Source organism: Prevotella pectinovora, assembly GCF_000834015.1.
Classification (GTDB): domain Bacteria; phylum Bacteroidota; class Bacteroidia; order Bacteroidales; family Bacteroidaceae; genus Prevotella; species Prevotella pectinovora.
The window spans coordinates 142,321-168,560 of sequence record NZ_JXQI01000062.1; the positions used below are offsets into that span (position 1 = coordinate 142,321).

The window sequence follows — 26,240 nt, forward strand, 5'->3', positions numbered from 1 at the left end:
GTTCTACAACACAGGAGCTCATATCGCTCTCATTATTGTAATAGGGTTGTTGCCGTCAACAGTTATCGTGTGTAGTATTTCTGTTGTCATGCCTAACTCTCTCGTAATGCTGAAGAAAGAGTCTTTGCTTGTTTCGCTGACAGAATTGAAAACTATGCAACCAGAGTGAGACAAGACATTTTTTACTTTTATAAGTACTTCTTTCATCTTGCCTCCATAACCGCCGATGAATACGGCGTCGGGCAGGGGGCAGTCGCTTATGTCCATATTGCAGAAGTCGCCTATCCTTGCGTCAATGCCAGGGGCATGGAATTTCCTGGAGTTTGCAAGCATGAGTTCCTTTCCCTCGTCGCGTATTTCGAATGCCGTGACCTTCAGATGAGGATAGGCGAGCTTGGCCTCAATGCTCACGCTACCAGTACAGAATCCTATATCCCAGAAGGATTTCTTTTCAGCCAACTGAAGGGCCGACAAAGATGCCATACGTACGGGCATTTTAGTTATCATCCTGCTGCGGCCATCCAGCAAGTGGAAGGCTTCGTCTGGGATGCCGATATTCTGGCGTATGAGTTTTCTTTGTTCCAATATTATGCAATTAGGGGTAGAGTAACCTTTGGCAGGGTCGTATTGTCCAAAGTTCTCTTTTTCTTCATTGCCAAGGTTTTCACCCACATACATTTCGTAGTTGTCGTAGCCATAGGTGTGCATTCTTTGCCATATCTCATGTGGAGTCTTGTTCTTGTCGGTGAGACAGCCAATGAGACGTTCTCCGCGTATGAGGGCTTCGTCTAACCGGTCCCACGGTCTGCCGGTAAGCGATGCCGTGTACATGTCATTATAAGCGAGATTCAGTTTGTGTGCAAGTAGCTGAAGAGAGTTGAATGTGGGAAACACTTTCATTTGTACTTCAGGAAAAGACCTCTTTACGGTATTGGCGAAACCATAGAACAGGGGGTCGCCTGAGGCGAAAATTACCAGTTCATCATGGTGCTTGTATTTTTCCAGTACGTCGGTAATTGGTATGGTAATGTTTATCCATACGTATCTGGTGGGCAACATGCTGGCTATGATTTCATGATGGCGCATACCACCGGAGAAGACTCTTCCTGCGGATATGATTTTCATGACCTCTGGTGTGAGGCAAAGTCTGTGGCTGTCGGAGAGTCCTATAATATAACATTTATTCATGTCTTCACTACTTATAATAGGGTTATACGTCTCTGCCCGGTCTCAATTGTTCTGCATCGTCGAATGTCAGAATGCTGTTTATGAGCGTTGCTGCAAGATTACTTCCGCCCTTTCTTCCGTCAATTATGATTTTAGGTATACCGGTGAGAGCCTTGGCTGCGTGTTTGCTTTCCTCAACATGTACGAATCCGACAGGTGCTCCCACTATTCCTGCAGGTCTGCAAATTTGTTTTCTTACCAGCGAACAGAGTTCCAGCAGTGCTGTAGGAGCATTGCCGAAGGCATATAGGGCGTTGGGATGCTCTTGTGAAGCAAGCCGCATCCCGGCCTGAGCGCGGGTTATGTTTTTTTCTTTGGCCATTTCTATGGCGCGGGAGTCATTGATGTAGCATACGGTTTCTATTCCAAGTCGCTCCAGTGCTCCCTTGCGTATGCCGGATGCTACCATAGAGACATCTGTAACAATAACCTTTATTTCTCTGCTTTTTACCTTGTCGTAAATCTTTGCTGTGGCTTCGTTGTCCATCCACAACAGGTTTTCCATATCGAAGTCTGCCGTAGTATGAATGGCATGAAGGAGTGGCCATAGTTTCCATGTAGGGATGTCCCGGTTCTTCAGTTCATTTCTGATAGTTCGGAAAGACTTTATCATTATGCTTTGCCCCACTTTGCAATCTTCATCCTCCTTGTCTTTGCGGTAATAGCCACGTGGGGTGATGAACGATCCGTTCCAGTTGTAAGACTGGCTGTTGCCAATTATTACCACTGTAAACATATCTATATCCTCAGGATTGAAATCCTTCAGCGTTGTGATCTTTACACTTTGTTCCTCACGTCCTGCTTGTCTCACGTATCCTACGATATTGTCCTCGCTTCTATATTTGAGAAACAGTTCTTTCAGACGGTACAACTGCCAGTATCTGCCGTTGCTTTTAGGGTTATATACGGCAGTGATGAAGTCAGCTTCCGCTGCAGCAACAATTCTTTTCTCTATCACATGCCAGGGCGTCATGAGGTCGCTCATAGATATTACGCAGAAGTCATGTCCCATCGGAGCTCCGAGGAGGGAGGCTGCTTTCTGGAATGCGCTGATGCCGGGTATTGAGACGATTTCCACTTTGGATTCCTTCTCACGCTTCATCTCATAAATGAGAGGAGCCATGCCATATATGCCGGCATCGCCGCTGGAAACCACACACACGGTATTCCCCTTCTCGGCATATTCAAAGGCCATCTCGGCACGTTGACGTTCTTTTTTCATTCCGGTGTCTATGCAGACTGTATCGTCGGATATGAACTTCTCGATGAACTGGAAGTAATATTTGTATCCTACAACTACGTTACTGTCTGCTACGGCCTGTTGAAGTGCGGGAGTTATATCTTCCGCACTGCCAGGTCCGATGCCTGCCACATATATTCTCATATCAGTCTTTGAATTTTAAAGTTACACTCAATATAACGGATCTTCCAGGATTTATTGTAGAGAAATTAGAATTCCAGTAAGATGTGTCACGCTTGTTGAAGATATTGTCTATGCCTACACCTGGTGTTATGGTAAATTGTTTCAGGCTGAAAGTGTGCCGCGTAACAATGTCCCATTGCTGATATTCAGGAGCGTAACCATATGTATTTGAGTATCTTTTGCCCTGTATGTGACCGTTGACATGGGTGTTTAGATGATATGAACCCCAGCTTTTGTCCCATGCGGCAGATACATTTACAACATTTTTCACGCTCTTGTCCACTGGAGTTTCTGACATCTTATATTGTTGTGTCTTTTTGTCAAGCGTCACGCTTTTTGCCTTGGTATCGCAGAATGTATAGCCTGCAGAAGCAGAGAATCCATATGGGAGAAGAAGCTTTAAGTTTGTTGATATTCCCTTTATGGTGGCTTTGTCTATATTGTCGCGTTGACGTATAGTTGTCCAGCCTTCATTATAGAGTGCCGTCAGTTTCTCACTGGCTTCAATCTCAGCCTGTGTCATGGTGCGGTAGTTTATCATGTTGCGGATATTGTTGAGGAATCCGCTGACGCTCAGGCTGAACCACTTGTTGGCATATTCCAGGTTGGCATTCCAGAATCTGTTCTTTTCGGGCTTCAGCATGGTGTTGTTGATTGTGTATCGGGCAGATGTCTTAGTCTGGTCGGTAGCATAAAGCTGGGAGAGGGTAGGGGTACGGTAGCCTTCAGCATAGCTTACTCTGGCTCTGAATCCGGCGATGTGATAGAAGAGGGCCGCATTTGGAGTCACATTGCTTCCGAAGTGCTTGTTGTAGGTATATCTCAGTCCCACAACAGCTTCCAGACCTTTGACAATGCGGATTTCATCCTGTGCGAACAGGTTGTATGTATATGTGCTCTCCTTGTCAATATTGTCAGAGGCGCTCTTCAGGTTTTCCTGTTCCATCTCTATGCCAGCCGATAGCTTGTTCCAGTTGTTGAGCCTGAAAATACCTTTTATGGTCTCGTTTATATACTGTGTGTTCTTGCGTGTTTCGTCGTAAGCTTCTTTGGTTGCCGTTTGCCAGTAGTCATAAGCCGACTTGAAGTTGTCCATGTATACGTCAAAGTAGAGATGCACATTTCTGTTTGGCACCCATCTTGCACCAGCTCCCAAGTTGTATGTCCTGTGTTTTATATCGTAGGTGTAGGCTTGCTTTGAAGTATAAGTATAAGTCTTGTCCCCCGTAGTCTTGTCGGTAGTTGCTTTCTGTGTGTAGTATGTAGCGTTTCTGTCGCGTCCGGTTTTGTGACCATATAGGTTGCCGGATAGGTAGATGTCGATTTCGTCATTGAATCTCCATTCAAGCCTCTCGCTGATGTTGTCAGACTTGAAAGCCGTAGACATCGGTCTGCCGGTAAGCTTCAATACGGATTCGTCGCCTTCCTTGAATTCCTGATATCTGTTCACTTGCCAGTTGTCAGCCTGACGGTGGTTATAGCTTGTGTGGCTTGAGAATTTTCCCTTTGTTATATCCACGTTGATATCCTGGTCGAATCTGCCTTTGTTCATAACTTTTGTGCTACTTGTCACCTCAAGGTTGTTTTTGCCATCGTCTGTGATTACGTTTATCACTCCGGCTATGGCATTGCTTCCATAAAGGGCGCTTGCTGCTCCCGACAGGATTTCTATGCGCTTGATGTTGTCAATGCTGATACGGTTCCATCTGTCGTCGCCCGACATTCTCTTGCCGTTTACGAGAATCAGCATGTATGCGTCGCTTATTCCGTTGAAATTCACAGTGGTGCCCATTCCGTTTGTATAGGTGGTTATGTTTGATGTGAGTTTGGCCAAGGCTTCCTGAAGACTTGTCACATTGGCATTTTTCAGTTCTTTTGCCGAGATTACCTTCACTTCAACGGGTGAGTTTTCTGCCTTTCTATAGGTGCCTGTACCTGTTACGATAACAGGATTGAGTATATTCTCGCGAACTTTGTCATTCTGTGCTGATGCAATGCTTGGTATAGTCAGGGCAAAGGGTAAAAATATAAGGCGATTCATAAATATCTTGCTTTTTTCAAGTTGTATAATTGATTGTTTAATTGATTGTTACTTTATTAGTTTATAGTATTTAGGAATATAGCTTGGCAGTATTTCCGGATGGAAAGCTTTCACGAAGTCTGCGAGCAAGAAGTGTGGCTGCACTCCGCCAAGCTCTCTGTAAGGCGTCTGGCTCAAGTCGCAGAAGATTACCCTCTTGTTCTTGAAAGCGTCCATAGTGGCATATCTGGCATCTTCGTTTGCAAGTTCTTTCAATGAGAAATTGCCTTTCGACGAACCATCCGTCTGCCAGAAGTCAGCATGAATTCCTTTGGCATAAACAGATTCGAAGTCGAGGGCAATGCCACCAGACTCCTTGTTGTCTTTCATTATATAGTCTGCACCTGCATCTCTGAACAGTTGTGCCATATAGCTTCTGCCGCCCACGATATACCATCCGTCTCGAAGCTGTCTGCCGCTTATCACGGTTGGGAGTTTCTTGTTGTCAGAGGTTGCCTTTTCCACTTCTTCCTTCAGAGTGTTGTATTTTTTCTCGATGTCAGCGAAAACGGCATTAGCCCTTTTCGTTTCTCCTGTGAGGATGCCAACGAGCTTTATCCATTCAGCCTGTCCCAGTGGGTTAGTTTCTTTGTATCCGTGATGGAAGATAAGTGGAATGCCACATTCTTTCAGAGCTTCAAACCCTCCATATTTGCTTGCGCTCACGAGGATAAAGTCAGGTTTTGTGCGCATCACGGTTTCAAGGTCGAAGTTTCCTTCTTTCCCTATCTCAGCTGTCTTTCCGCTTTCAAGTTGGTCAAGCATCCTGAGTGAGAAGATATGTCGTAGAGAATTGATTCCGACGATTTTGTCTTCCAGACCGAGTACTTCAAAATTTCCGAGTTGTAAAGCCGTGGTGCATATAAAGCGTGAAGAAGATTTTCTGATTGTGATGTGTTGAGGCTTGCTTGCTTTGGCAGCAGGGTCAGGGTTTGTTATAGTGACATGTATGCCGTCGGGTTTGTATTCTACTTTCAGTCCTTTGGCATATTTTATCTCTATCGTGTCGCTATAGTCTTCAATGTGTGAAAGTACAGAGTCCTGGTCGTGGTACAGGCTGTCTGCAACAAGCTCTTTCTTGCCGTCCTGAGCTGTGGCGCAAGAAATGAGCATAGTCATTATTACTGCAAAATAATATAAAATTTTCATGTGTCTAAATAAACGGTAAAAACAGGTACGCAGAACATGCATGTTGTTCCGCGTCCCTGTTATATATAAACCGGTTCTATGATTGATTATTATTCCTCTGGATACATTGAATGGTAAGCGTCTTCAAGAAGCTCAGCATTCTTCGTATGGTTTATCCATATCTGGCGGATAGTAGGCAACTCCAGGAGTCCGAGTGGGTTGCCGTTGGTCTGAGGAACTACAGATGTGAAGCCATTGTGGTTGAAGAACTCAAACCAGCTGTTGTCTTCACTTGTCGGCTCACTTGCGTCCCAATAGTCGTTTCCCTCGCCAGCCATATCGTTGTGTGCGTGGTCACCGGCTATAGACATCAGAGCGTGGAGATAAACCTTGCCAGAAGTGATGTTGTTGTTCTGCATACGTGCCATTACATTCTGCTTGTAGTTGTCCTTCATGTCAACAGTACCTACGTAGTAGTTCTTGCTGTAAGTCTGCAGGGCCTTTTCAAGCTGTGTGTAGCGGATGTTTGCCTTGAAAGAGTCGTAGTTGTCAGGGTTTCCGTGACCCATAAAAGCAACAACGCCCTGTGCCGCCTCGTCTTGATAGAGGTCATTGAGCAGTTTTGCCACGTCGTCAACCTCGTCAAGGTCGTTGAGCAAAGGCATACCGAGGTGGATCTCTACGGTCTTCAGATATTCGTCATCGAGGTGTGCATCCTTTACATAACCGTTGTTGGCGAATTTCTTTACGGCAGCAACAACATTTGCGAACTCCTCTCCAGGGATAACCTGGAGGCTCTGCACGTAAACAGTCTTGTACTTTGCAGCACCGATGGCGTGGAGCAAATAACGTGGCTCATAATAGTTGCGTGACTCGCCATGTTCTCCAGCACTGGCACGGTTGATGCAGATGTCAGAAGAGAAGCAGAAGTAAACGTCTGCATCTGGGAAAGCATCCTCATAAGCCTTTTTCGTGTCATCAAAAGCGGCGAAGGCATTTGTCCAAGTAGAACCGAAGGCTACGAGCAGCACGGCTTTGTCTTTGCCCGACTTGGCTTTCTGTGCAGCCACCTGCTGGTCGTTCATGGAATACTCAGAGATGATGCTCTGCTTAGAGTCATCATCATCGTCGCAAGCTGTAAAGCTCAATACAGCGAGCAACATCATCAGAAAGATTTTAATCTTCTTCATCTTGTTTTTTGTTTTGTTTATAATTATGGTTGAAAATCTTCTTTCCTTTGTTGAACTTTATGGCGAATGAGGCATATATGCTTGTGCCGCCATTGTTTGTTCCGAGATGGTATGGACGCATCGTGGTGTCTTTGTAGTTGAAGATATTGTCCACTCCCAACTCTACCTTATACGACATCTCAGCCCCTGCCTTTCCGAAATCATGCGTGGTGTTGATTCGCCATATCTGATAGTGTTTGCCGTTTCCGTTGTTTTCGTAGTAGCGTTTGCTGCTGCCGCGTGTGGAGAGGCTGGCTCCAAATCGGTATAACGTAGAGAATCTGTGTCCGTAAACCAACGATGCATTCCACTTGTTGTGTGCCATACCGTCTATCACGGCCTTTTTCATCCTGTCGTGGTCTGTGTCATACATGTTGGCTTGAGTGTCGAGGTAACTGTAGTTTCCGACGATGCTCAGATCCTTGTATATATTATACGACAGGTTGACGTCTATGCCATAAGTCTTGGCGTTTTCCATGTTTTTGTAACGTCTTGCCGTTACCTTTCCGCTGCCGTCCCCAAGATAACCGGTCGTCACGTCCTTTGGCAACTCGTCTACCGGAACGTTGACAAGTGCTATCATGTCTTCCAGTTTATTAAAGTAACCGGTTACAGAAGCAGTGAATCTCTCGTTCCTGTATTCGAGTCCAGCGCTGAAGTAGTTGCTTGTCTGTGGTTTGAGCGACGTGTTTCCCATATTGAAGAAAGTGGTCGAACCCATCACGTGCAAATATCTGTAATACAGTTCTTTAACAGTTGGCGCCTTGAATCCCTGACTCCATCCCAGACGCAGTCGGAAGTCGCCAAGACTGGCCATCGTACTCACTTTAGGCGTGAAGTGGAATCCGAATCTTGAATTGTCCACGAGTCTTGCTCCTGCCGTTATGTTCAGCCATGGAATGATGTTGAATTCGTCTTGTGCATATATAGCTCCCGTGTTGTCGTCAGCGCTACCGTTTGCAGTCCTCATTGGGGCTTTAAGATAGTCGTATCTGTATTCGGCTCCAACATTCAAGGTGTTTGCATAAGGCAGATGGAAAACGCCTTTCAGCATAGCCATCACGCGTTGCTGGTCGGCTTGCAGACGCTCTTTGCCTGGATAGAAGGGCACTCCGTGTTCCAGTTTGCCGTCTATATAGGCATCTTCGTATGTCTTGCTTGTATAGTGGTAATAGTAGGCATGCTTGTTCCAGTCCACGTCAATCGATATATAGTCCTTCTTGTCTTTGTTTGTAAACAGTTTACCGCCTATCGCTGCAGAAGCGTTGCGATAGAGCAGGTCGTATGTGTAGACGTCGCATGAGGCATAGTTGCCGTTAGTGGGTCTGTTGATGGATTTCTTGTAGAAATACCCGTCGGCATACAGTTCAAGATTCTTTGTCGGATTATATGTCAGTCTTTCGCTGATCTGCCAGTTCGTGAATTTGTTTGTTGTCTTGTTTCTTGAATCAGGTACTACGTGGCCTTCTGCAAATTCTTTTGAAGTGTTTTGCCATCCATCGTTGTGTTGCAGCTGGAAGCTGGTATACGACTGCACTTTGCTTATTCTCAGCCCCAATCCATTGCGTTGTCTGATGTCGTTGAAACGACTGTAGCGAGTTGTGTTTTCTAGAAGCAGACCTTGCGTGTCGTGTTTCTTTGTTATGATGTTTATCACTCCAGCCATGGCATCAGAACCATAGAGAGCAGATTGGGCACCTTTTACTATTTCTATTCTCTCAATATTGTTCGGGTCGATCAGTCCGAGGTCGTTTTCGCCTCCGTTGTCTCCATGTAGCCTTTTGCCGTTGATGAGAATCAGTATATAGTTGTTTCCGAGTCCTCCAAGCTGTGCTTTGCTGCCCATGTCGCCTTCGTTGAAGGCAAACGAGGCCGTAAGCCCTTCAAGGATGTCTTCCAGGGATTTACCTCCATAACTCTCTATCATCTTGTGCGAGATGACTTCTGTCTGCACAGGCACATCCTTCAGCAGGTGGCCGGTACCGGTAGCGGTCACGACAACCTCTTGCAGCGTCTTGTCGCCAGCAATATTATCTTTGCTGTTCTGGGCATTGGTGCTGATGCTATAAGCACCTGCGGCAATAGCCATTAATATGATTTTATTCTTTTGCATAATTAGATTATCTTCTCCTATCCTGGGAGCATGTTATCTACGAGTTGTGATCTGGCAGGTATTCTGACTTTCCACAGAGCCAACGCCTTCCCGACAATACTTGAAACCCTTTTGTTTCATGTCAGTGGCTTTCTGATGTTAGCTCCATAATGTGGATTACAGCTGCAGGAACAGTTCAGGTCTTTCACCTGATTCCCTTGCACGTCAGCATCGTAAATCACAGCTTTGAAATTATTGTGATCCCTTTGCTTCTGTTACCATATCAATTGCAAAGGTACATTTAATTTGTTTGATAAACAAATTTTCACAAAGTTTTTTCGAGTAAAAGTCTGTCCACAATATAATAATGTTTTCCTTCTCTTCTTGTCTTTTCCCTATCTGGCAACATGTCTGGATGCTGCAAAAAATAAGGCAAATGCCATGTCTGACATTTGCCTTATATATATAATGTATTTTGCTTTCAAGTTTAAGCCTCTTCAGCCAAACGTTTTTTGATAGCCTTGCTGTCTTCTTCATAGCCAGGTTTGTCGAGCAAAGCAAACATGTTGCGCTTGTATGCTTCCACGCCAGGCTGGTTGAATGGGTTTACTTCGAGAAGCAGTCCGCTTATTCCGCAAGCCTTCTCGAAGAAGTATATCAGCTGACCGATGTAGTATTCGTCAAGTTTCGGAACGCTGATATGTATGTTTGGCACTCCTCCGTCGATATGAGCGAGTCTTGTTCCGAGTTCAGCCATCTTGTTCACTTCGTCCACTCGTTTTCCTGCAAGGAAGTTCAAACCGTCCAGATTGTCTTCGTCGTTAGGGAAGAGCAATTCACGGTTAGGCTTCTCTATGCTGATAACGGTTTCATAGATAGTGCGCTCGCCTTCCTGTATCCATTGTCCCATAGAATGGAGGTCTGTTGTGAAATCGCAGGAAGCGGGGAAGATTCCTTTGCCTTCTTTTCCTTCGCTTTCGCCATAGAGCTGCTTCCACCACTCTGAGAAGAAATGGAGCTTCGGCTGATAGTTCACCATTATCTCGATTTTCTTTCCAGCCTCTTGATAGAGTCCGTTTCTTACGGCAGCGTATTGTGCTGCAGGGTTTTCTGCGAACGGCACGTTGATATCACAGGCTTTTTCCATTTCCACCGCACCCTCTACGAGTTTCTTGATGTCGAATCCTGCGCATGCGATAGGTAGGAGTCCTACTGGAGTGAGTACTGAGAAGCGTCCGCCGACGTTGTCAGGAATCACGAATGTCTTGTAGCCTTCTTTTGTGGCTGCTGCACGGGCAGCACCCTTCTTGGCGTCAGTAATAGCCACGATTACCTTCTTTGCTTCTTCCTTTCCGCGCTGTTCCTCACATTGCTTCTTGAGCAGTCTGAAAGTGAGTGCTGTTTCAGTAGTCGTGCCAGACTTGGATATGTTTATTACGCCGAATTTCTTGCCTTTCAGATATGCTGTCAGTTCGGAAAGATAATCCTCGCCGATATTGTTTCCTGCAAAAAGTATTGTAGGGTTGCTGCCGTCGTTGACGAGCCACTGGAAAGAGTTGCTCAGAGCTTCGATTACGGCTTTTGCGCCAAGGTAGCTTCCGCCGATACCTGCCACTACGATTGCCTCGCAGTTGCTGCGTAGGGTGTCTGCACATTGCTGGAGCTCAGCGATGAAGTCTGCAGAAATTTCTGATGGCAGATGGAGCCAGCCCAGAAAATCGTTTCCTTCACATGTGGCATTCTCCAATGCCTCTTGAGCTTTCTTGACTTTTTCTTCAAAACCTTCCACAGCTCCTGCTTTCAGAAACTGTTCGGCTTTTTTTGTGTTCAATTTTATTTTTTCCATATTCGTTTGTGATTTATGTTTGTCTTCTTTATCTGAAAGAATCTGTCAGCAGCTTTATTTCAATCTGCGGACTTATGCGTTCGTACAAGATGTTGTATACAGCATCCAGAATCGGCATGTTCACATGCATGTGTCTGTTTATCTCTTTCATGCATTTCGTTCCGAAATATCCTTCGGCTATCATCTCCATCTCTATCTGTGCGCTTTTCACGCTATATCCTTTGCCTATCATCGTTCCGAATGTGCGGTTGCGCGAGAAGTTGCTGTATGCCGTGACGAGAAGGTCGCCAAGATAGACGGAGTCATATACGCAACGCTTGATAGGGTGTACGGCAGTCAGGAATCTTGACATTTCCTGCACGGCATTAGATATGAGTACCGACTGGAAATTGTCGCCGAATTTCAGTCCGCTGCATATTCCCGACGCTATTGCATATACGTTTTTCAATACGGAAGCATATTCTATTCCGACTACATCGAGGCTTGTCTTCGTCTTGATATAGTCGTTCACCAGTATGTCTGTGAATGCCTGGGCTTTTTCCTCGTCGCAGCATCCCACGGTCAGATACGACAACCTTTCGAGTGCTACCTCTTCGGCGTGCGACGGTCCTCCAAGGCAAGCGATGTTTTCTTCCGGCACGTCGAATACGTTGTGGAAGTATTCTGAGCATACCAGGTTTTCATCGGGTACGATACCTTTTATGGCTGTGACGATGAATTTGTTTGAAATGTTTGTCTTGAGCTTCTTCAGGTGGTTTTTCAGGTATGGTGATGGTGTTACAAACACCAGCGTATCGTATTTTTCTACAATCTCGTTGATGTCTGAAGAGAAACAAATCTCATCTACATTAAATCTAACTCCCATCAGATAAGACGGGTTGTGTCCTAATCGGCGAAATTCGTCAATGCGGTCATCTCTGCGGATGTACCATCCAATGTGGTGGGTTTTTTCCACAACAATCTTTGCAATAGCCGTAGCCCAGCTACCTCCGCCAATTATTGCAATTTTACCACAGTTAAACATTCTGTCAAATTTGTTTGGGTGAGATATGTCCGGACCCATTGTTCTTTGTCGTCCGGACATATCTGGAGATATGAATTATTAAGATTCTGTCGAAGCATTTGCTTCAGCCGAAGGATTGGCTTTGTCAATCCAGTTCTGCACTTCGTCGAGAGACGGCTTTTCGTAGCCCAATTTGTATTTCTTGTTTATTTCTCCTATTTTCTGCTGGAGACCTTGTGCCTTTTCGCCCTTGATGTCTGAGATGAGGTTGAATCCGGCCTTACGCATTACGTAAGCCCAATTTTCCGACACTCCGATTTCTTCCCATTCGTTTATGGTGCTTTGCGGCATTTTCTTTTCCGGCTTCATCTGTGGAAAGAACAACACTTCCTGGATGTAAGTCTTTCCCGTCATGAGCATTACGAGGCGGTCTATGCCGATGCCGATACCGCTGGTAGGAGGCATGCCGTATTGCAGCGCACGCAGGAAATCCTTGTCAATGATCATTGCCTCGTCATCGCCCTTGTCGGCAAGCTTCATCTGGTCTACGAAACGGTTCTCCTGGTCGATTGGATCGTTGAGCTCAGAGTATGCGTTGGCAAGCTCCTTGCCGTTTACCATCAGCTCGAAGCGCTCTGTAAGACCAGGCTTCGAACGGTGCATCTTTGTCAGCGGAGACATTTCCACCGGATAGTCTGTGATGAATGTAGGCTGGATGAATGTTCCTTCGCAGAACTCTCCGAAGAGTTCGTCGATGAGTTTTCCCTTGCCGAATGTCTCGTCGACTTCCATTCCCTTTTCAAGGCAGAACGCACGGATTTCCTCTTCTGTCTTTCCGTTGCAGTCGAAACCTGTTTTCTCCTTGATGGCGTCAAGGATAGGCAGGCGGCGGTATGGAGCCTTGAAGCTCACCATCTTGCCGTCTATTTCCCTTTCAGGCGAACCGTTCACTGCTATACAGATTGTCTCGAGGAGTTTCTCTGTGAATGCCATCATCCAGTTGTAGTCCTTGTATTGCACGTAGAGCTCCATACATGTGAACTCTGGATTGTGGTTGCGGTCCATTCCCTCGTTCCTGAAGTTCTTTCCGATTTCATAAACACCTTCAAAACCGCCTACTATAAGCCTCTTCAGATACAGCTCTGTGGCAATACGCATATACATATCCTGGTCGAGGGCGTTGAAATGAGTGATGAACGGTCTTGCCGACGCACCACCTGCGATACTCTGCAGGGTAGGGGTCTCCACCTCCGTGTAGCCGGCTTCGTCGAGCACTTTTCTCAGCGTGCGCAACACCGTGGCGCGTTTCAGGAAAGTGTCCTTCACTCCGTCGTTCACAACGAGGTCTACATATCTCTGTCTGTAGCGAAGTTCCGGATCGTCGAATTTGTCGTATGCCACTCCGTCCTTGTATTTCACGATAGGCAGCGGCTTCAGACTTTTCGAGAGCAGGGTCAGCTCCTGTGCGTGAACTGAAATCTCGCCTGTCTGTGTGCGGAATACGAATCCTTTGACACCGATGAAGTCACCGATGTCCATGAGCTTTTTGAATACTACATTATAAAGGTCCTTGTTGTCGCCGTGACAGATCTCGTCGCGTGAAACATACACCTGTATTCTTCCTTTGGAGTCTTGTATCTCAGCGAAGGATGCCTTTCCCATGACTCTGCGGCCCATCAGTCGGCCCGCTATCATCACTTGGCGTGGTTCGTCCTCGTCTTTGAACTCAGATCTTATGTCAGTACTGAAAGCGTTTGTTGGAAACTCTGCGGCAGGATATGGGTCGATGCCCATATCGCGTAGCGTCTGCAAGCTCTGGCGGCGTACAATCTCTTGTTCGCTCAATTCTAGAATGTTCATATTATATTATCTTGTAATTTTCTTTTTACGTTGAAAAGGCATTTCGGACATCAGTTGACAAGTGACCAACCTGCATCTTGTCTGCCTGTAAGCAAGTTCGGAAACTTGCTGAACTCCTATACCTTAATGCTTGATTTTGCAAAGTTAATAAATTTATTATTAAAAGCCTTGCGTTTTGTGATTTTTTATTCTCAACAACTTGCTAATACTCATTAGAAGCCAGACAAAATCTACTCTTCAAGAAATACGGAATCCATGCAAACCGTAACCGTCGGTTTGGGTTCAAATAAAGTAAGTGGGAAAGAAAAATGCGTCATGCCGCCATGATGTATGAATCATGTCTGTGGCAAGACGCATATATTGTCTGCTATGGGGAATTGCTTCCCGTCTTTTGTCTCATTTCTTCCCCAACATAGGGGTGGGCATCAGCCCAGATATTTGATGAGGATCTTGGCGTTGCCGCTGTCGCGCAGCTTGGCGATGCTCTTCTCTCTGATCTGTCTCACGCGCTCACGTGTAAGACCGAGCTGGTCGCCTATTTCCTCAAGGCCCTTTTCCTGACATCCTATACCGAAGCATTCGCGGATGATGGTTATCTCTCTCTCTTTGAGCACCTTGCTCAATACGGAATTAAGCTCAAGGGCCATGGATTCGTGGTCTACCACGCGGTCGGTCCTGCTGTCCTCTCCACTAGGCATCACGTCGAGCATACAGTTGTCTTCACCGTCCTGGAATGGGGCGTCGATGCTCACGTGGTGACCGTCGGCAGCAAGCGACTGTCCGATCTTCTCTTCGTCGAGCTTCGTTACTTCAGAGAGCTCGGAAACTGAAGGATGACGCTGGTTTTCCTGCTCAAACTTGTTGATCTCATGGTTTATCTTGTTGAGCGAACCCACCTGGTTCAGCGGGAGTCTCACGATGCGGCTCTGCTCTGCTATTGCCTGAAGGATGCTTTGGCGGATCCACCACACGGCGTAGGAGATGAACTTGAAGCCTCTGGTCTCATCGAATTTCTGTGCTGCCTTGATGAGTCCGATGTTGCCTTCGTCTATAAGGTCGGTCAGAGTAAGGCCCTGATGCTGATATTGCTTGGCAACAGATACGACAAATCTAAGATTGGCTGTCACCAACTTGTTCTTTGCTCTTTCGCCCTCACGTCCGCCTTTCTTGATTTTCTGTGCGAGTTCAATCTCCTCGTCGATGGAAATCAACGGCGCACGACCTATCTCAACGAGGTATTTGTCGAGTGCTTCACTGGAACGGTTGGTAATACTTTTCTGAATTTTTAGTTGTCTCATGCCTGATATTTTCTTTAAAACCTTATAAGTAGCTGATTATTAATACTTTAATATTGTTTTCCTGAAAAAACGATGCAAAGGTACTAAAAATATCCTCCCGTGTCAATGGTTTTAACAAAACTTTAACACTTACGTGTGTTTGTTCTTCTGAAAAGCCGTAATGGTGACAGGCATTCATGTTTGATTGTCTTCATTCGTGATGATACGGTTCGCCTTTTATGATTGTGCACGCCCTGTATATCTGCTCCACGAAGAGCAGGCGTATCATCTGGTGTGAGAAAGTCATTTTTGAGAGCGACAGCTTGGCGTCGCTTCTCTCGTATACGGAGTCGGCAAAGCCGTACGGTCCGCCGATTATGAACACGAGGCTCCGTGCAGTCTGCTGCTGCTTCTCTATCCATCTGGCAAACTCTATGCTTCTGTATTCCTTGCCGTGTTCGTCGAGCAGCACCACGGTGTCTGACGGTTGCAGCCTCTTGAGAATCTGTTCCGCTTCCATCTCCTTCTGGTTGCTCTGTGTGAGGCTTTTCGTGTTTTTGAGTTCGGGGATTACATCTATGTCGAAAGGCATGTAATGCTTCACTCTTCCCACATAGTCGTCAATCCCTTTCGTTATGTTCTTGTCGTTGGTCTTTCCCACGACTAAAAGTTTTGTCTTCATTTCCTCTGTTCTTTGTCCTGTCTTTCGGTTTCATGATGAAGCGTGGCAATGCCTGTATGCGCAACGAGAGGCTGCGCTTTCTATTTGTCGTATTCGTCTTTTCGCTTTGGGTTCATCGGAAACCATCCTTTTCTCACTCTTTCTCTCTGTTCGAAGAGTTCGAGGATAGACCATAGGAATGACGCCCCGGCAAGTCCCAGCGCTGCCGACCCGATAATGTCTTCTACGAAAAGCGCTGCCGCCAGACACAGGAGTCCGAGGAGCATGAACACCCACCAGTATCTTACTCCGGTGTAGTATTCCGTCTTTATCACTATGGGGTGGAACACGCCTATTATCGCCAATGCCATTACGGCTATTATGATACCTGTGAAAAACATTTGTTTATATTGATTTTTTTGAATAATTGGAGAACAGGCAAGGAATGTACGGCCTGTCTTCCGTTAGGTTATGGACTTGTTTATTCTTCTTCCGTCTTCAGGAGTCTTAGTGCGGCGAGCAGTTCGCTGTTTTCCGACTTGCTGCCTACGGTGATTCTCAGGCAGTCTTCACACAGCGGCACGCCTGCCATGCTCTTCACCAATATGCTGTTTCCCTTGAGGTGGTCGTACACTTTTTTGGCGTCGGTCATCTGGGCAAGGAAGAAGTTCGTCTCTGTCGGATAAACCTTCTTGCACGAAGGCAGCAGTCTGAAGGCTTCAACCATCCTTTCGCGCTCCGCCAACAGTATGTTCACCCATTTCTCCACGTCGTATTGTCTGTCGAGGAGCTTGGACACGCTTTCCTGGGTCAGCGTGTTGACGTTGTAGGGATTTCTCACCTTATTTAATATGTCGATGATTTCCGGAAAGGCGAAGGCGGCACCAAGCCGTAGTCCTGCGCATCCCCATGAGTTGCTGAAGGTGTCAAGCACTATCAGGTTAGGATATTTGTATAGTTCGTGCCTCAGAGGCGTGGCGCTTGAGAAGTCTGAATAAGCCTCGTCAACAACCACAAGTCCTTCGAATCCGTTTATGATCTTCACGATTTCTTCTCTCTGCAGTTCGTTGCCCGTCGGGTCGTTGGGTGAGCAGAGCCAAATGATCTTTGTGTTTCCGTCGCATGCTGCGAGTACTCTCTCGGCAGAAAGCTGGAAATTCTCGTCGAGTGCCGCCTTTCTGTATTCCACGTTGTTTATCTCGGCAAGCCTTTCATACATCCTGCATGTCGGTTCTATCGCCACAACATTGTCTCTGCCAGGTTCGGCGAAACATCTGTATATGATGTCTGCGGCTTCGTCTGCTCCATTGCTCAGGAGTATGCATTCGGCTGGCAGCTTCTTCATCTTTGCGATTGCCCTCTTCAGCTCCGTCTGTCGTATTTCGGGATATCTGTTATACGGGGTGTTGTAAGGATTCTCGTTGGCATCGAGAAGCACCAATCCGGTCTTGTTGCCGTTTGAGCTTCTTTCATGTCCGTATGGCTCGAGTCTTAATATGTTTTGACGTACTAATTCGTTGAGTCGCTTCATGTTGTGCGGTTTCTTTAAATCTTTGTTGTGATATGGTTGTCATGATTGTCTTCATTCGAAACGTGGCTTGAATGCGCTTCGTGGCATCTGGTGGTTTCGGTTGCGAAGGCAATCTTTTTCTTTATCATACCGCAAATTTAGTCATTTTGTGATATATTTGCAAGGAAATAGCTATCTTTGTGGGCTATTTGTTCTGCATGCTGTTGTGCCGGAACGATATTTACCCGTAATTAAAAACAATTCATGACAAGATATTTTCGTTGCCGTAATGGCCATTTGCTTTTCATCATCATGCTTTTGCCTGTTCTCATGCTTGCCGTTTCTTGCAGAGACAAGGCGGCAGACAAGTCTATCGTCACTCCCTGGGGCGAGGTGATGACAGACTCCGTGTCGGCTGGAGGCTTTTGCAGCATCTCGGAGATAGTGAGCAACGGCGAACTGATAGTGGTGACGCTAAGCGGTCCGCAGACATATTTCGAATACCACGGCAGGGGCTTCGGCACCCAGTATCTGCTTTGTGAGAAGTTCGCCCAGCAGCTTGGTGTTGCCCTTCGTGTGGAGGTGTGCAAAGACACGGCGGAGCTTGCCGAGAGGGTGAGGCAGGGTAGTGCCGACCTTATAATGTGTATGTTGCCTAAGGGCATGAAGCAGGGTGGCGGACTGAAGTTCTGCGGTGCCTATTCTGATGGCATGCAATGGGCGGTGGCCAAGGGCAACGGCGGATTGGCGAAAGCCCTTGACGGCTGGTATAAGCCCAAGATGCTTGCCGACATAAAGAAGGAGGAGCGGTTTCTGTTGTCTTCGCGTAGCGTTTCGCGTCATGTCTATGCTCCGTTCCTGTCGCGCGAAAATGGCGTAATCTCTAAATATGACCCGCTTTTCCGCCGCTATGCCCCCGTGGCGCGGTGGGACTGGCGGCTGTTGGCGGCACAATGTTATCAGGAGTCGTGCTTCGACCCCAATGCCAGGTCGTGGGCTGGAGCCTGCGGACTGATGCAGATAATGCCTTCCACGGCAGATCATATAGGTCTCGCCCGTAGCGACATGCACGACCCGGAGAGGAGCATTGAGGCTGCTGTGCGCCTTCTTGCCGAACTGTCGTCTGTCTTCAGCAACGTGCGTTCTGCCGAGGAGCGCCAGTGCTTCGTACTCGCAGCATACAATGGCGGTGCGAACCACGTGAAAGACGCCATGGCGCTTGCCCGGAAGCATGGCGGCAATCCGTCGAGATGGAATGATGTGGCACCATACGTGCTGAAGCTTCAGCAGCCGGAATTCTATAACGATCCTGTGGTGAGATATGGCTATATGCGAGGGTGGGAGACTGTAGACTATGTTTATCGCATCCGCAAGCGCTATGCCCAGTATCGCGGATGCAAATATACGGGGCCTTCTGTGGAGGGGATTTCCAGCGGTTCCTACGATGCAGGCGGTGTGATGACTCCCCGCAGGGCTACAAAGAAATACAAATATCACATATAGCCTGTTGCAAACAGGCGGTTTGTGACTCGCAAACCGGCTGTTTGCGCCCTCGTTTTCGGTGTTTTTACGTTTGTATGTCGCCTGTTTCGGCAACAAGCATCTTTCGATTTGCTGCTGTCAATAAAGAGTAGATTTACCCCCCCCCAATCGGTCATAAAAATAAAGTAAACGTCCTGATGACCGTTTTTTTTGGTTTAAAATTTCGTCTGCGGAATATAATCTTGTCGCGGCTCACCACGTCGTCGTGTAGTTGTATGATTTCAAGAACAGGGGAGGGAGTCTGCCGTATCCAACTTGTCGGAAATGTATAGTTGTTTGAAAAGTCTTTACAAAAGAGTCTCAAGAGTCTCAGAGTCTCACAGTCTCACGTGAAATCCGGTATTTTGTATAAGTTATTATATATCAATGTATTATCTTTTTTATTACATTATTTATTGGTTATATGAGACTGTGAGACTGTGAGACTCTTGAGACTCTTGAGACTCTTTTCCTTCCTTTTCCCTCTTTCTCTTGTCTTTTCTTTGAAGTCCACACTTGCCATGCCTCATGTCATAGTATTTGTAAGATTTACAAGAACAGAGTTGTGACGTTTGCCTTAGTCTGCTTGTCGGAGAATGTATACAGCCCCCACCTGGCCTCCCCCGTAGGGGAGGGACAGTTACCATTGGCTATCTGATTATCTGTAGCCTTATTATCAGTCACTTATCCGCTAACGGAGTAATCTTCATCTCCCCTACGGGGGAGAACGAGAGGGGGCTGAAGATGATAACCGGAATAATTCATCTTCACTTGAAGTCTGCATTTGTCATGCCCCTGGTCATTGTAGATGCAAAAAATCACGAACAGATGTGTGACGTTTGCCGTAGTCTGGCTGTCGGAGAATGCTGGTTGTTGGAAAAGTTTTTACAAAAGTGTCCCAAGTGTCCCACTGTCCCATTGTCCCAAGTGGAATCATGTATTTTGTATAAGTTATTATATATCAATATATTATCTTTTTTATTACATTTTTTATTGATTATTTGGGACAGTGGGACAGTGGGACACTTGGGATACTTGGTACTCTTTTCCTCTCTTTTCTCTTGCCTTTTCCTTGAGGTTCATGTTTGCCATGCCTCATGTTGTTGTATTTGCAAGATTTTCAAGAACAGAGGTGTGAAGTTTGCCGTAGTCTGTTTGTCGGAGAATGTATGGCCGTTTGAAAAGTCTTTATAACATTTTTCCCATTTTCCCATTTTCCCATTTTCCCATTTTCCCAATGGGAAATGGTGTTTTTATATAAGTCATTATATATCAATATATTATCTTTTTTATTACATTTATTCTTCGTTATATGGGAAGATGGGAAAATGGGAAAATGGGAATTTTTGGGAAAATGTCACCCTCTGTGTCGCCGTTGTTTATCTGCGAGAGTCAGTAGGAGATGGGGTTGAGGTTGGCAGATCGTGGATCATTTATCCGCCAGATAGGTTCTGAACTTGTCGAACACCTCGTCCTTCCTGTCGATAGTCATCCTGCGGAACTTCGCCCATCCTGTGACGAGTTTTGTCTTCTTCTTGTTCAGCGCATTCTTGTCGTTAATGGATTCCTCGGCAAGGATTTTCGTCATGCCCTTACCGTCGTTCTCGTCATATCTGAAGAATATGTTGCGCATCGTCAGTTCCACACAACCGTCCGTGCAGTTTGCCACCAGCACATAGTTTAGCTTTGCCCTGTCGAGCGAGAGGAAGGTGCTTTTGAATACAAGCCATTCGTTAAGTGTTGCCACAATCACCCGCTGCGACTTGTTCACAAGCGTGACGTTGCTTTCCGGAAGTTGGTCTTCTTCTTTAACGAAATCCTGCAAATAGCCCAAACACAGGTCATAAAGCTGCTGAGAGGATTTTCCTGGCATGTTGATTTTGCAGGTCCATTCCACCTTTCCTTCATTCTCCGTCACGGCGCCGGCCATGTATTTCGGATCTTCTACTTTTTCCTTTCTGGTTACGGTCTTTACTGTTTCCTTCTGTTTCCCGACTGCTGCATCCGGTCTTTCCCACTCGTTCTGTGCCCAAACGTTGCAGAACGACACATTTATAAATAATAGTGACAATAAAAATTTTTTCATTCCAATTAATCTTTAAGTTGTTTAACGATATGCAAAGATAACACTAAAAAGCGCAATGCATCGTTGATTATGCATTATTTAACGATTCGGCATCTTGCCTGCAGTTTCTTTGTCATCCTTCTTGTTCGTGAATTTTTACATGCACAAAGCCCCGCTTTTGAGTAATTTTATCCTGCAAACCATCGAAACTGGATTAAAAATGATAAAAAATGCAAGATTTTGCAATGTAGAGTTTGAAAATTGGTGGAAAACCATTAACTTTGCAAATGAATTAAATGATAGGGATGGAAGCGTTTTTTAGAACACATAACTATTTGGTGGAGCACACGGATGCACCGGTACGTCGTCTATTGATGGACGAGGTAGACTGGAACGACCGCATGATCGGAATCAAGGGGTCGCGAGGAGTGGGAAAAACCACTTTCCTCCTGCAGTATGCAAAAGAAAACTTTGAACTCGGAAACAAAAAGTGTCTGTATGTAAATATGAACAACTTTTATTTCCAGTGCAGGGGAATAGCGGACTTCGCTGGGGAGTTCTACAGAAACGGAGGAAGAGTGCTGCTTATCGATCAGGTGTTCAAAGAGCCGAACTGGGCAAGCGAACTGCGCAAATGCTACGATCTCTATCCAAACCTTCACATCGTCTTTACCGGTAGCAGCGTGATGCGGCTCAAGGATGAGAACTACGAGCTCAGCGGCATCGTGAAGAGCTACAACCTGAGAGGGTTCTCGTTCAGAGAATTCATCAACCTGCAGACGGGAAACAACTTCGAACCTTTCACGCTTGACGACATAGTGGAAAATCACGAGAAGCTTGTCAGGAAAATCCTGCCATACGTTTCGCCGCTGAAGTATTTCCAGGATTACGTTCACCACGGGTTCTATCCGTTCTATCGCGAGCACAGGAACTATTCGGAAAACCTGCTCAAGACGATGAACATGATGACGGAGGTGGACATACTGTTCATAAAGCAAATCGAACTCAAATATCTTGCCAAAATAAAGAAGCTGTTCTATCTCCTGGCTGTGAACGGAACGAAAGCCCCGAACATAAGCCAATTGGCAATCGACATAGAGACAAGCCGTGCCACCGTGATGAACTACATCAAATATCTGGCAGACGCAAGACTTATAAACATATTGTATCCGGTGGGGCAGGAGTTCCCGAAAAAACCACCGATGGTGGTGATGCACAACCCTAACCTCATGTATGCGATATATCCGATAATCGCCGACAAGCAGGCTGTGATGGAGAATTTCTTCATCAATGCGTTGTGGAAAGATCATGTGGTGAACAAGGGAAACAAGAACGGACATTTCATCGTGGACGAGAAATACGACTTCACCATATCCGACGCAACACATTCATCAAGGTCGAGAGGCTCGGCGAACACGTATTCCGCAAGATACAACACGGAAATAGGACAGGGGAACCAAATGCCGCTGTGGCTGCTCGGATTCCTGTATTGACAGAAGAGGCTAATATATTATTTATTTAAAGTGTAATAATTAAATAAGTAAACAACAAATACATTAACATTAATATTTTACTAAAATGGCAAAAGAAAAAAAGTTTATCACTTGTGATGGTAACGAGGCTGCCGCTCACGTAAGCTATATGTTTACAGAGGTAGCTGCCATTTATCCTATCACACCATCGTCTCCAATGGCTGAGCATGTTGACGAATGGTCTGCACGTGGCAGAAAGAACATTTGGGGACAGACTGTTAGCGTACAGGAAATGCAGTCAGAGGGTGGTGCCGCTGGTGCTGTGCACGGCTCACTGCAGGCTGGTGTGCTTACAAGCACATACACAGCTTCACAGGGCTTGTTGCTCATGATCCCTAATATGTACAAGATCGCAGGTGAGATGCTTCCATGCGTATTCAATGTTTCTGCACGTTCATTGGCTACGCAGTCGTTGTGTATCTTCGGTGACCACATGGACGTCATGGCTTGCCGCCAGACAGGTTTCGCCATGTTCTGCTCTGGTTCTGTACAGGAGGTTATGGACCTCTCGGCAGTTCCTCATCTCGCAGCGCTGAAGTCTGAAATTCCTTTCGTAAACTTCTTCGACGGTTTCCGTACATCACACGAGTACCACAAGATAGAGCTCCTCGACCAGGAGGATGTTGCCAAGCTCGTAGACCCAGCTGACGTTAAGCGTTTCCGCGACCGCGCACTCACACCTGAGCGCCCTGTAACACGCGGTACAGCTGAGAACCCTGAGACTTTCTTCACTCATTGTGAGTCTCGCAACGATGTTTATGAGAAGTTGCCGGAAATCGTAGAGCACTACATGAACGAGATGACAAAGATCACAGGTCGTGAGCACCACATCTTCGACTACTACGGAGCTGAGGACGCTGAGCGCGTGATCATCCTCATGGGTTCTGGTTCTGAGGCTGCTCGCGAGGCTATCGACTATATGACAAAGAAGGGCGAAAAGGTAGGTATGGTAAGCGTACACCTCTTCCGTCCGTTCAGCAACAAGCACTTGCTGGCTGCCGTTCCTAAGACAGTCAAGAAGATTGCTGTGCTCGACCGTACAAAGGAGCCAGGAGCTGATGCAGAGCCATTGTATCTCGACGTGAAGAACGCATTCTACAACGTAGAGAACAGACCTGTAATTGTTGGCGGACGCTTCGGTATCGGAGGCTGCGACACTACTCCGGCCAGAATCATCTCTGTATTCGACAACCTCAATTTGCCAGAGCCAAAGGATCACTTCACTCTGGGTATCATTGATGATGTTACATTCACTTCTCTTCCTGCCGTTGAGGAAATCCCAATGGGTGGCGAGGGTCTCTTCGAGGCTAAGTTCTACGGACTCGGTGCTGACGGTACTGTAGGTGCTAACAAGAACTCTGTGAAGATCATCGGTGACAATACAGACAAGTACTGCCAGGCATACTTCTCTTATGACTCTAAGAAGTCTGGTGGTTTTACATGCTCGCACCTCCGTTTCGGCGACGAGGAAATCCGCTCTACATATCTGGTGAACACTCCTAACTTCGTGGCTTGCCACGTACAGGCATATCTCCACATGTATGACGTGACACGTGGACTCCGCAAGAACGGTACATTCCTGCTGAACACAATCTTCGACGGACAGGAGCTTGTTGACTTCATGCCTAACAAGGTAAAGCGTTACTTCGCACAGAACAATATCACCGTTTACACAATCAACGCTACAAAGATCGCCCAGGAGATTGGTCTCGGCAACCGTACAAACACCATCCTGCAGAGCGCATTCTTCCGCATCACAGGAGTTATCCCTGTAGACCTCGCTGTTGAGCAGATGAAGAAGTTCATCGTGAAGTCTTACGGCAAGAAGGGTGAGGACGTTGTGAACAAGAACTACCAGGCTGTTGACCGCGGTGACGAGTACAAGCAGCTCACCGTTGATCCGGCATGGGCTAACCTGCCAGACGATGAAGTGAAGAAGGATGACGCACCTGCATTCGTTAAGGAACTCGTTCGTCCTATCAACGCACAGGCTGGTGACCTGCTCAAGGTTTCTGACTTCGTTAACCACGGTACTGCCGATGGTACATGGAAGAACGGAACTGCTGCTTATGAGAAGCGTGGTGTAGAGGCATTCGTACCTGTATGGAACTCTGAGAACTGTATCCAGTGTAACAAGTGTTCATTCGTTTGTCCTCACGCTGCAATCCGTCCATTCGTGCTCACTGACGAGGAGAAGGCTGGCTTCAACGGCAACACTATCGAGATGAAGGCTCCTGCAGCAATGAAGGGTATGCACTTCGTTATCGAGCCATCTCCACTCGACTGTCTGGGATGCGGCAACTGTGTTGACGTATGTCCTGGCAAGAAGGATAAGGAGACTGGTGAGCTTGTCAAGGCTCTCAAGATGGTTCCTTACAACCCAGACGCAAAGGATATGATAGACCTCGCTGCCGGTTGGAGCTATCTGGTTAAGAACGTGAAGTCTAAGCAGGATCTCGTAGACGTGAAGTCTAATCCTAAGAACTCACAGTTCGCACAGCCATTGTTCGAATTCTCTGGCGCTTGCTCAGGATGTGGTGAGACTCCATACGTGAAGTTGGTTTCTCAGCTCTTCGGTGACCGCGAGATGATCGCTAACGCTACTGGTTGCTCTTCAATCTATTCAGCTTCTGTACCATCTACTCCATATACAACAAACGAGAAGGGACAGGGTCCTGCATTCGCTAACTCTCTGTTCGAGGACTTCTGCGAGTTCGGTCTCGGTATGGTGATGGCTAACAAGAAGATGAAGGAGCGTGTTGAAGGTCTTCTCAATGAGATTATCGCAAACGAGAAGGTTGCCGACGACTTCAAGGCTGCAGCCAAGGAGTGGATTGCCGGCAAGGATGATGTTGAAGCTTCTAAGGCTGCTGCCGCCAAGCTGAAGCCATTCATCGAGGAGTGTGCTGCTGCTGGCTGTGATGTTTGCAAGGAGCTGAAGACTCTCGACCACTATCTCGTTAAGCGTTCACAGTGGATCATCGGTGGTGACGGTGCTTCTTATGATATCGGTTACGGTGGTCTCGACCACGTTATCGCTTCTGGTGAGGATGTGAACCTGCTTGTTCTCGATACAGAGGTTTACTCTAACACCGGTGGTCAGTCTTCTAAGGCTACTCCACTTGGCGCCATCGCACAGTTCGCTGCCCGTGGAAAGAGAATCCGCAAGAAGGACCTCGGTATGATCGCTACTACTTACGGTTATGTATACGTAGCTCAGGTTGCCATGGGTGCTGACAACGCTCAGTGTCTGAAGGCTATCCGTGAGGCAGAGGCTTATCCTGGACCATCACTCATAATCGCTTATGCTCCATGTATCAACCACGGTCTGAAGATCAAGGGTGGTATGGGACGCAGCCAGGCTGAGGAGGCTCGTGCCGTAGCATGCGGTTACTGGCATCTGTGGCGTTTCAACCCAGAGTTGGCAAACGAGGGCAAGAATCCATTCACACTCGACTCTAAGGAGCCGGACTGGAGTCTGTTCCAGGATTACCTGATGAATGAGGTGCGCTTCATGTCTGTCAAGAAGGCTTATCCTAACGAGGCTGACGAACTCTTCGCTGCTACTCAGAGAATGGCCCAGCTCCGCTACGAAAGCTATATCCGCAAGTCTAAGGAGGATTGGTCTGACGCTACAGAGGCTTAATCAGACAGAACTGTCAATAGGTTGACATAATGTCAGTTCTATATTCGACATACACCTAAACGGCATTGAAGAATAGGGAACTGACCATAAAATAAAGAGAGTGGGGGTTGCAAATTGTTTGCAATCCCTACTTTTTTGGC

17 protein-coding genes and 1 riboswitch are annotated in these 26,240 nt (G+C 46.7%); of the genes, 3 read left to right on the forward strand and 14 right to left on the reverse strand.

What is annotated here, in order from left to right; all coding sequences use genetic code 11:
- Positions 1–18 precede the first annotated feature (18 nt).
- The 13 genes from ST42_RS08565 to hisC all read right to left on the reverse strand — a co-directional run bounded on the left by ST42_RS08565 (position 19) and on the right by hisC (position 17,357).
- Entirely contained in the window at positions 19–1,188 is a 1,170-nt protein-coding gene (locus ST42_RS08565; protein WP_044064550.1) for a bifunctional cobalt-precorrin-7 (C(5))-methyltransferase/cobalt-precorrin-6B (C(15))-methyltransferase, read from the reverse strand.
- Between the two features lie 22 nt (positions 1,189–1,210).
- A complete protein-coding gene (gene cobJ, locus ST42_RS08570; RefSeq protein WP_044073194.1) occupies positions 1,211–2,611 on the reverse strand; it encodes a precorrin-3B C(17)-methyltransferase in 1,401 nt (466 codons plus the stop codon).
- 1 nt (position 2,612) lies between these two features.
- A complete protein-coding gene (locus ST42_RS08575; protein ID WP_052488289.1) occupies positions 2,613–4,691 on the reverse strand; it encodes a TonB-dependent receptor plug domain-containing protein in 2,079 nt (692 codons plus the stop codon).
- Positions 4,692–4,739: 48 nt separating this feature from the next.
- Positions 4,740–5,879 carry an ABC transporter substrate-binding protein gene (locus ST42_RS08580; RefSeq protein WP_082032794.1) on the reverse strand — a complete coding sequence of 380 codons (1,140 nt, stop codon included), beginning with the start codon at positions 5,877–5,879 and terminating at the stop codon, positions 4,740–4,742.
- An 89-nt stretch (positions 5,880–5,968) separates the two neighbouring features.
- The gene (locus ST42_RS08585; RefSeq protein ID WP_022317271.1) at positions 5,969–7,048 is read right to left on the reverse strand and encodes a sirohydrochlorin cobaltochelatase; all 1,080 of its coding nucleotides are present in this window, start codon (positions 7,046–7,048) and stop codon (positions 5,969–5,971) included.
- Positions 7,035–9,200 carry a TonB-dependent receptor plug domain-containing protein gene (locus tag ST42_RS08590; protein WP_052488290.1) on the reverse strand — a complete coding sequence of 722 codons (2,166 nt, stop codon included), beginning with the start codon at positions 9,198–9,200 and terminating at the stop codon, positions 7,035–7,037. Before ST42_RS08590 ends, ST42_RS08585 begins: the two co-directional genes overlap by 14 nt.
- A gap of 36 nt (positions 9,201–9,236) precedes the next feature.
- A riboswitch (cobalamin riboswitch) is annotated at positions 9,237–9,432 on the reverse strand.
- Between the two features lie 234 nt (positions 9,433–9,666).
- Positions 9,667–11,025: a glucose-6-phosphate isomerase gene (locus ST42_RS08595; RefSeq protein WP_044073195.1), complete on the reverse strand. Its 1,359-nt coding sequence runs from the start codon at positions 11,023–11,025 to the stop codon at positions 9,667–9,669.
- A gap of 28 nt (positions 11,026–11,053) precedes the next feature.
- Positions 11,054–12,049, reverse strand: a complete 996-nt coding sequence (locus ST42_RS08600; RefSeq protein ID WP_044073219.1) for an NAD(P)H-dependent glycerol-3-phosphate dehydrogenase — start codon at positions 12,047–12,049, stop codon at positions 11,054–11,056.
- A 78-nt stretch (positions 12,050–12,127) separates the two neighbouring features.
- Positions 12,128–13,888 carry a lysine--tRNA ligase gene (gene lysS / locus ST42_RS08605; RefSeq protein WP_022317267.1) on the reverse strand — a complete coding sequence of 587 codons (1,761 nt, stop codon included), beginning with the start codon at positions 13,886–13,888 and terminating at the stop codon, positions 12,128–12,130.
- Positions 13,889–14,313: 425 nt separating this feature from the next.
- A complete protein-coding gene (locus ST42_RS08610; protein WP_022317266.1) occupies positions 14,314–15,186 on the reverse strand; it encodes a sigma-70 family RNA polymerase sigma factor in 873 nt (290 codons plus the stop codon).
- A gap of 190 nt (positions 15,187–15,376) precedes the next feature.
- Positions 15,377–15,847: a 23S rRNA (pseudouridine(1915)-N(3))-methyltransferase RlmH gene (rlmH, locus tag ST42_RS08615; RefSeq protein ID WP_044073196.1), complete on the reverse strand. Its 471-nt coding sequence runs from the start codon at positions 15,845–15,847 to the stop codon at positions 15,377–15,379.
- An 80-nt stretch (positions 15,848–15,927) separates the two neighbouring features.
- On the reverse strand, positions 15,928–16,227 hold the full coding sequence (locus tag ST42_RS08620; RefSeq protein ID WP_022317264.1) for a DUF4491 family protein: 300 nt from the start codon (positions 16,225–16,227) through the stop codon (positions 15,928–15,930).
- 80 nt (positions 16,228–16,307) lie between these two features.
- The gene (gene hisC, locus ST42_RS08625) at positions 16,308–17,357 is read right to left on the reverse strand and encodes a histidinol-phosphate transaminase (RefSeq protein ID WP_044073197.1); all 1,050 of its coding nucleotides are present in this window, start codon (positions 17,355–17,357) and stop codon (positions 16,308–16,310) included.
- A gap of 243 nt (positions 17,358–17,600) precedes the next feature.
- On the opposite strand from hisC, the gene ST42_RS08630 reads away from it, so the two are divergent.
- The gene (locus ST42_RS08630) at positions 17,601–18,839 is read left to right on the forward strand and encodes an MltF family protein (protein ID WP_044073199.1); all 1,239 of its coding nucleotides are present in this window, start codon (positions 17,601–17,603) and stop codon (positions 18,837–18,839) included.
- 1,447 nt (positions 18,840–20,286) lie between these two features.
- Here the strand turns inward: ST42_RS08630 and ST42_RS08635 are convergent.
- On the reverse strand, positions 20,287–20,943 hold the full coding sequence (locus ST42_RS08635; protein WP_022317258.1) for a DUF4468 domain-containing protein: 657 nt from the start codon (positions 20,941–20,943) through the stop codon (positions 20,287–20,289).
- Positions 20,944–21,227: 284 nt separating this feature from the next.
- Between ST42_RS08635 and ST42_RS08640 the strand changes: the two genes are divergently transcribed.
- Both ST42_RS08640 and nifJ read left to right on the forward strand, forming a co-directional pair.
- Complete coding sequence (locus ST42_RS08640) at positions 21,228–22,415, forward strand: ATP-binding protein (RefSeq protein WP_022317257.1); 1,188 nt, start codon at positions 21,228–21,230, stop codon at positions 22,413–22,415.
- Positions 22,416–22,500: 85 nt separating this feature from the next.
- A complete protein-coding gene (nifJ, locus tag ST42_RS08645) occupies positions 22,501–26,100 on the forward strand; it encodes a pyruvate:ferredoxin (flavodoxin) oxidoreductase (RefSeq protein ID WP_044073200.1) in 3,600 nt (1,199 codons plus the stop codon).
- Positions 26,101–26,240 lie beyond the last annotated feature (140 nt).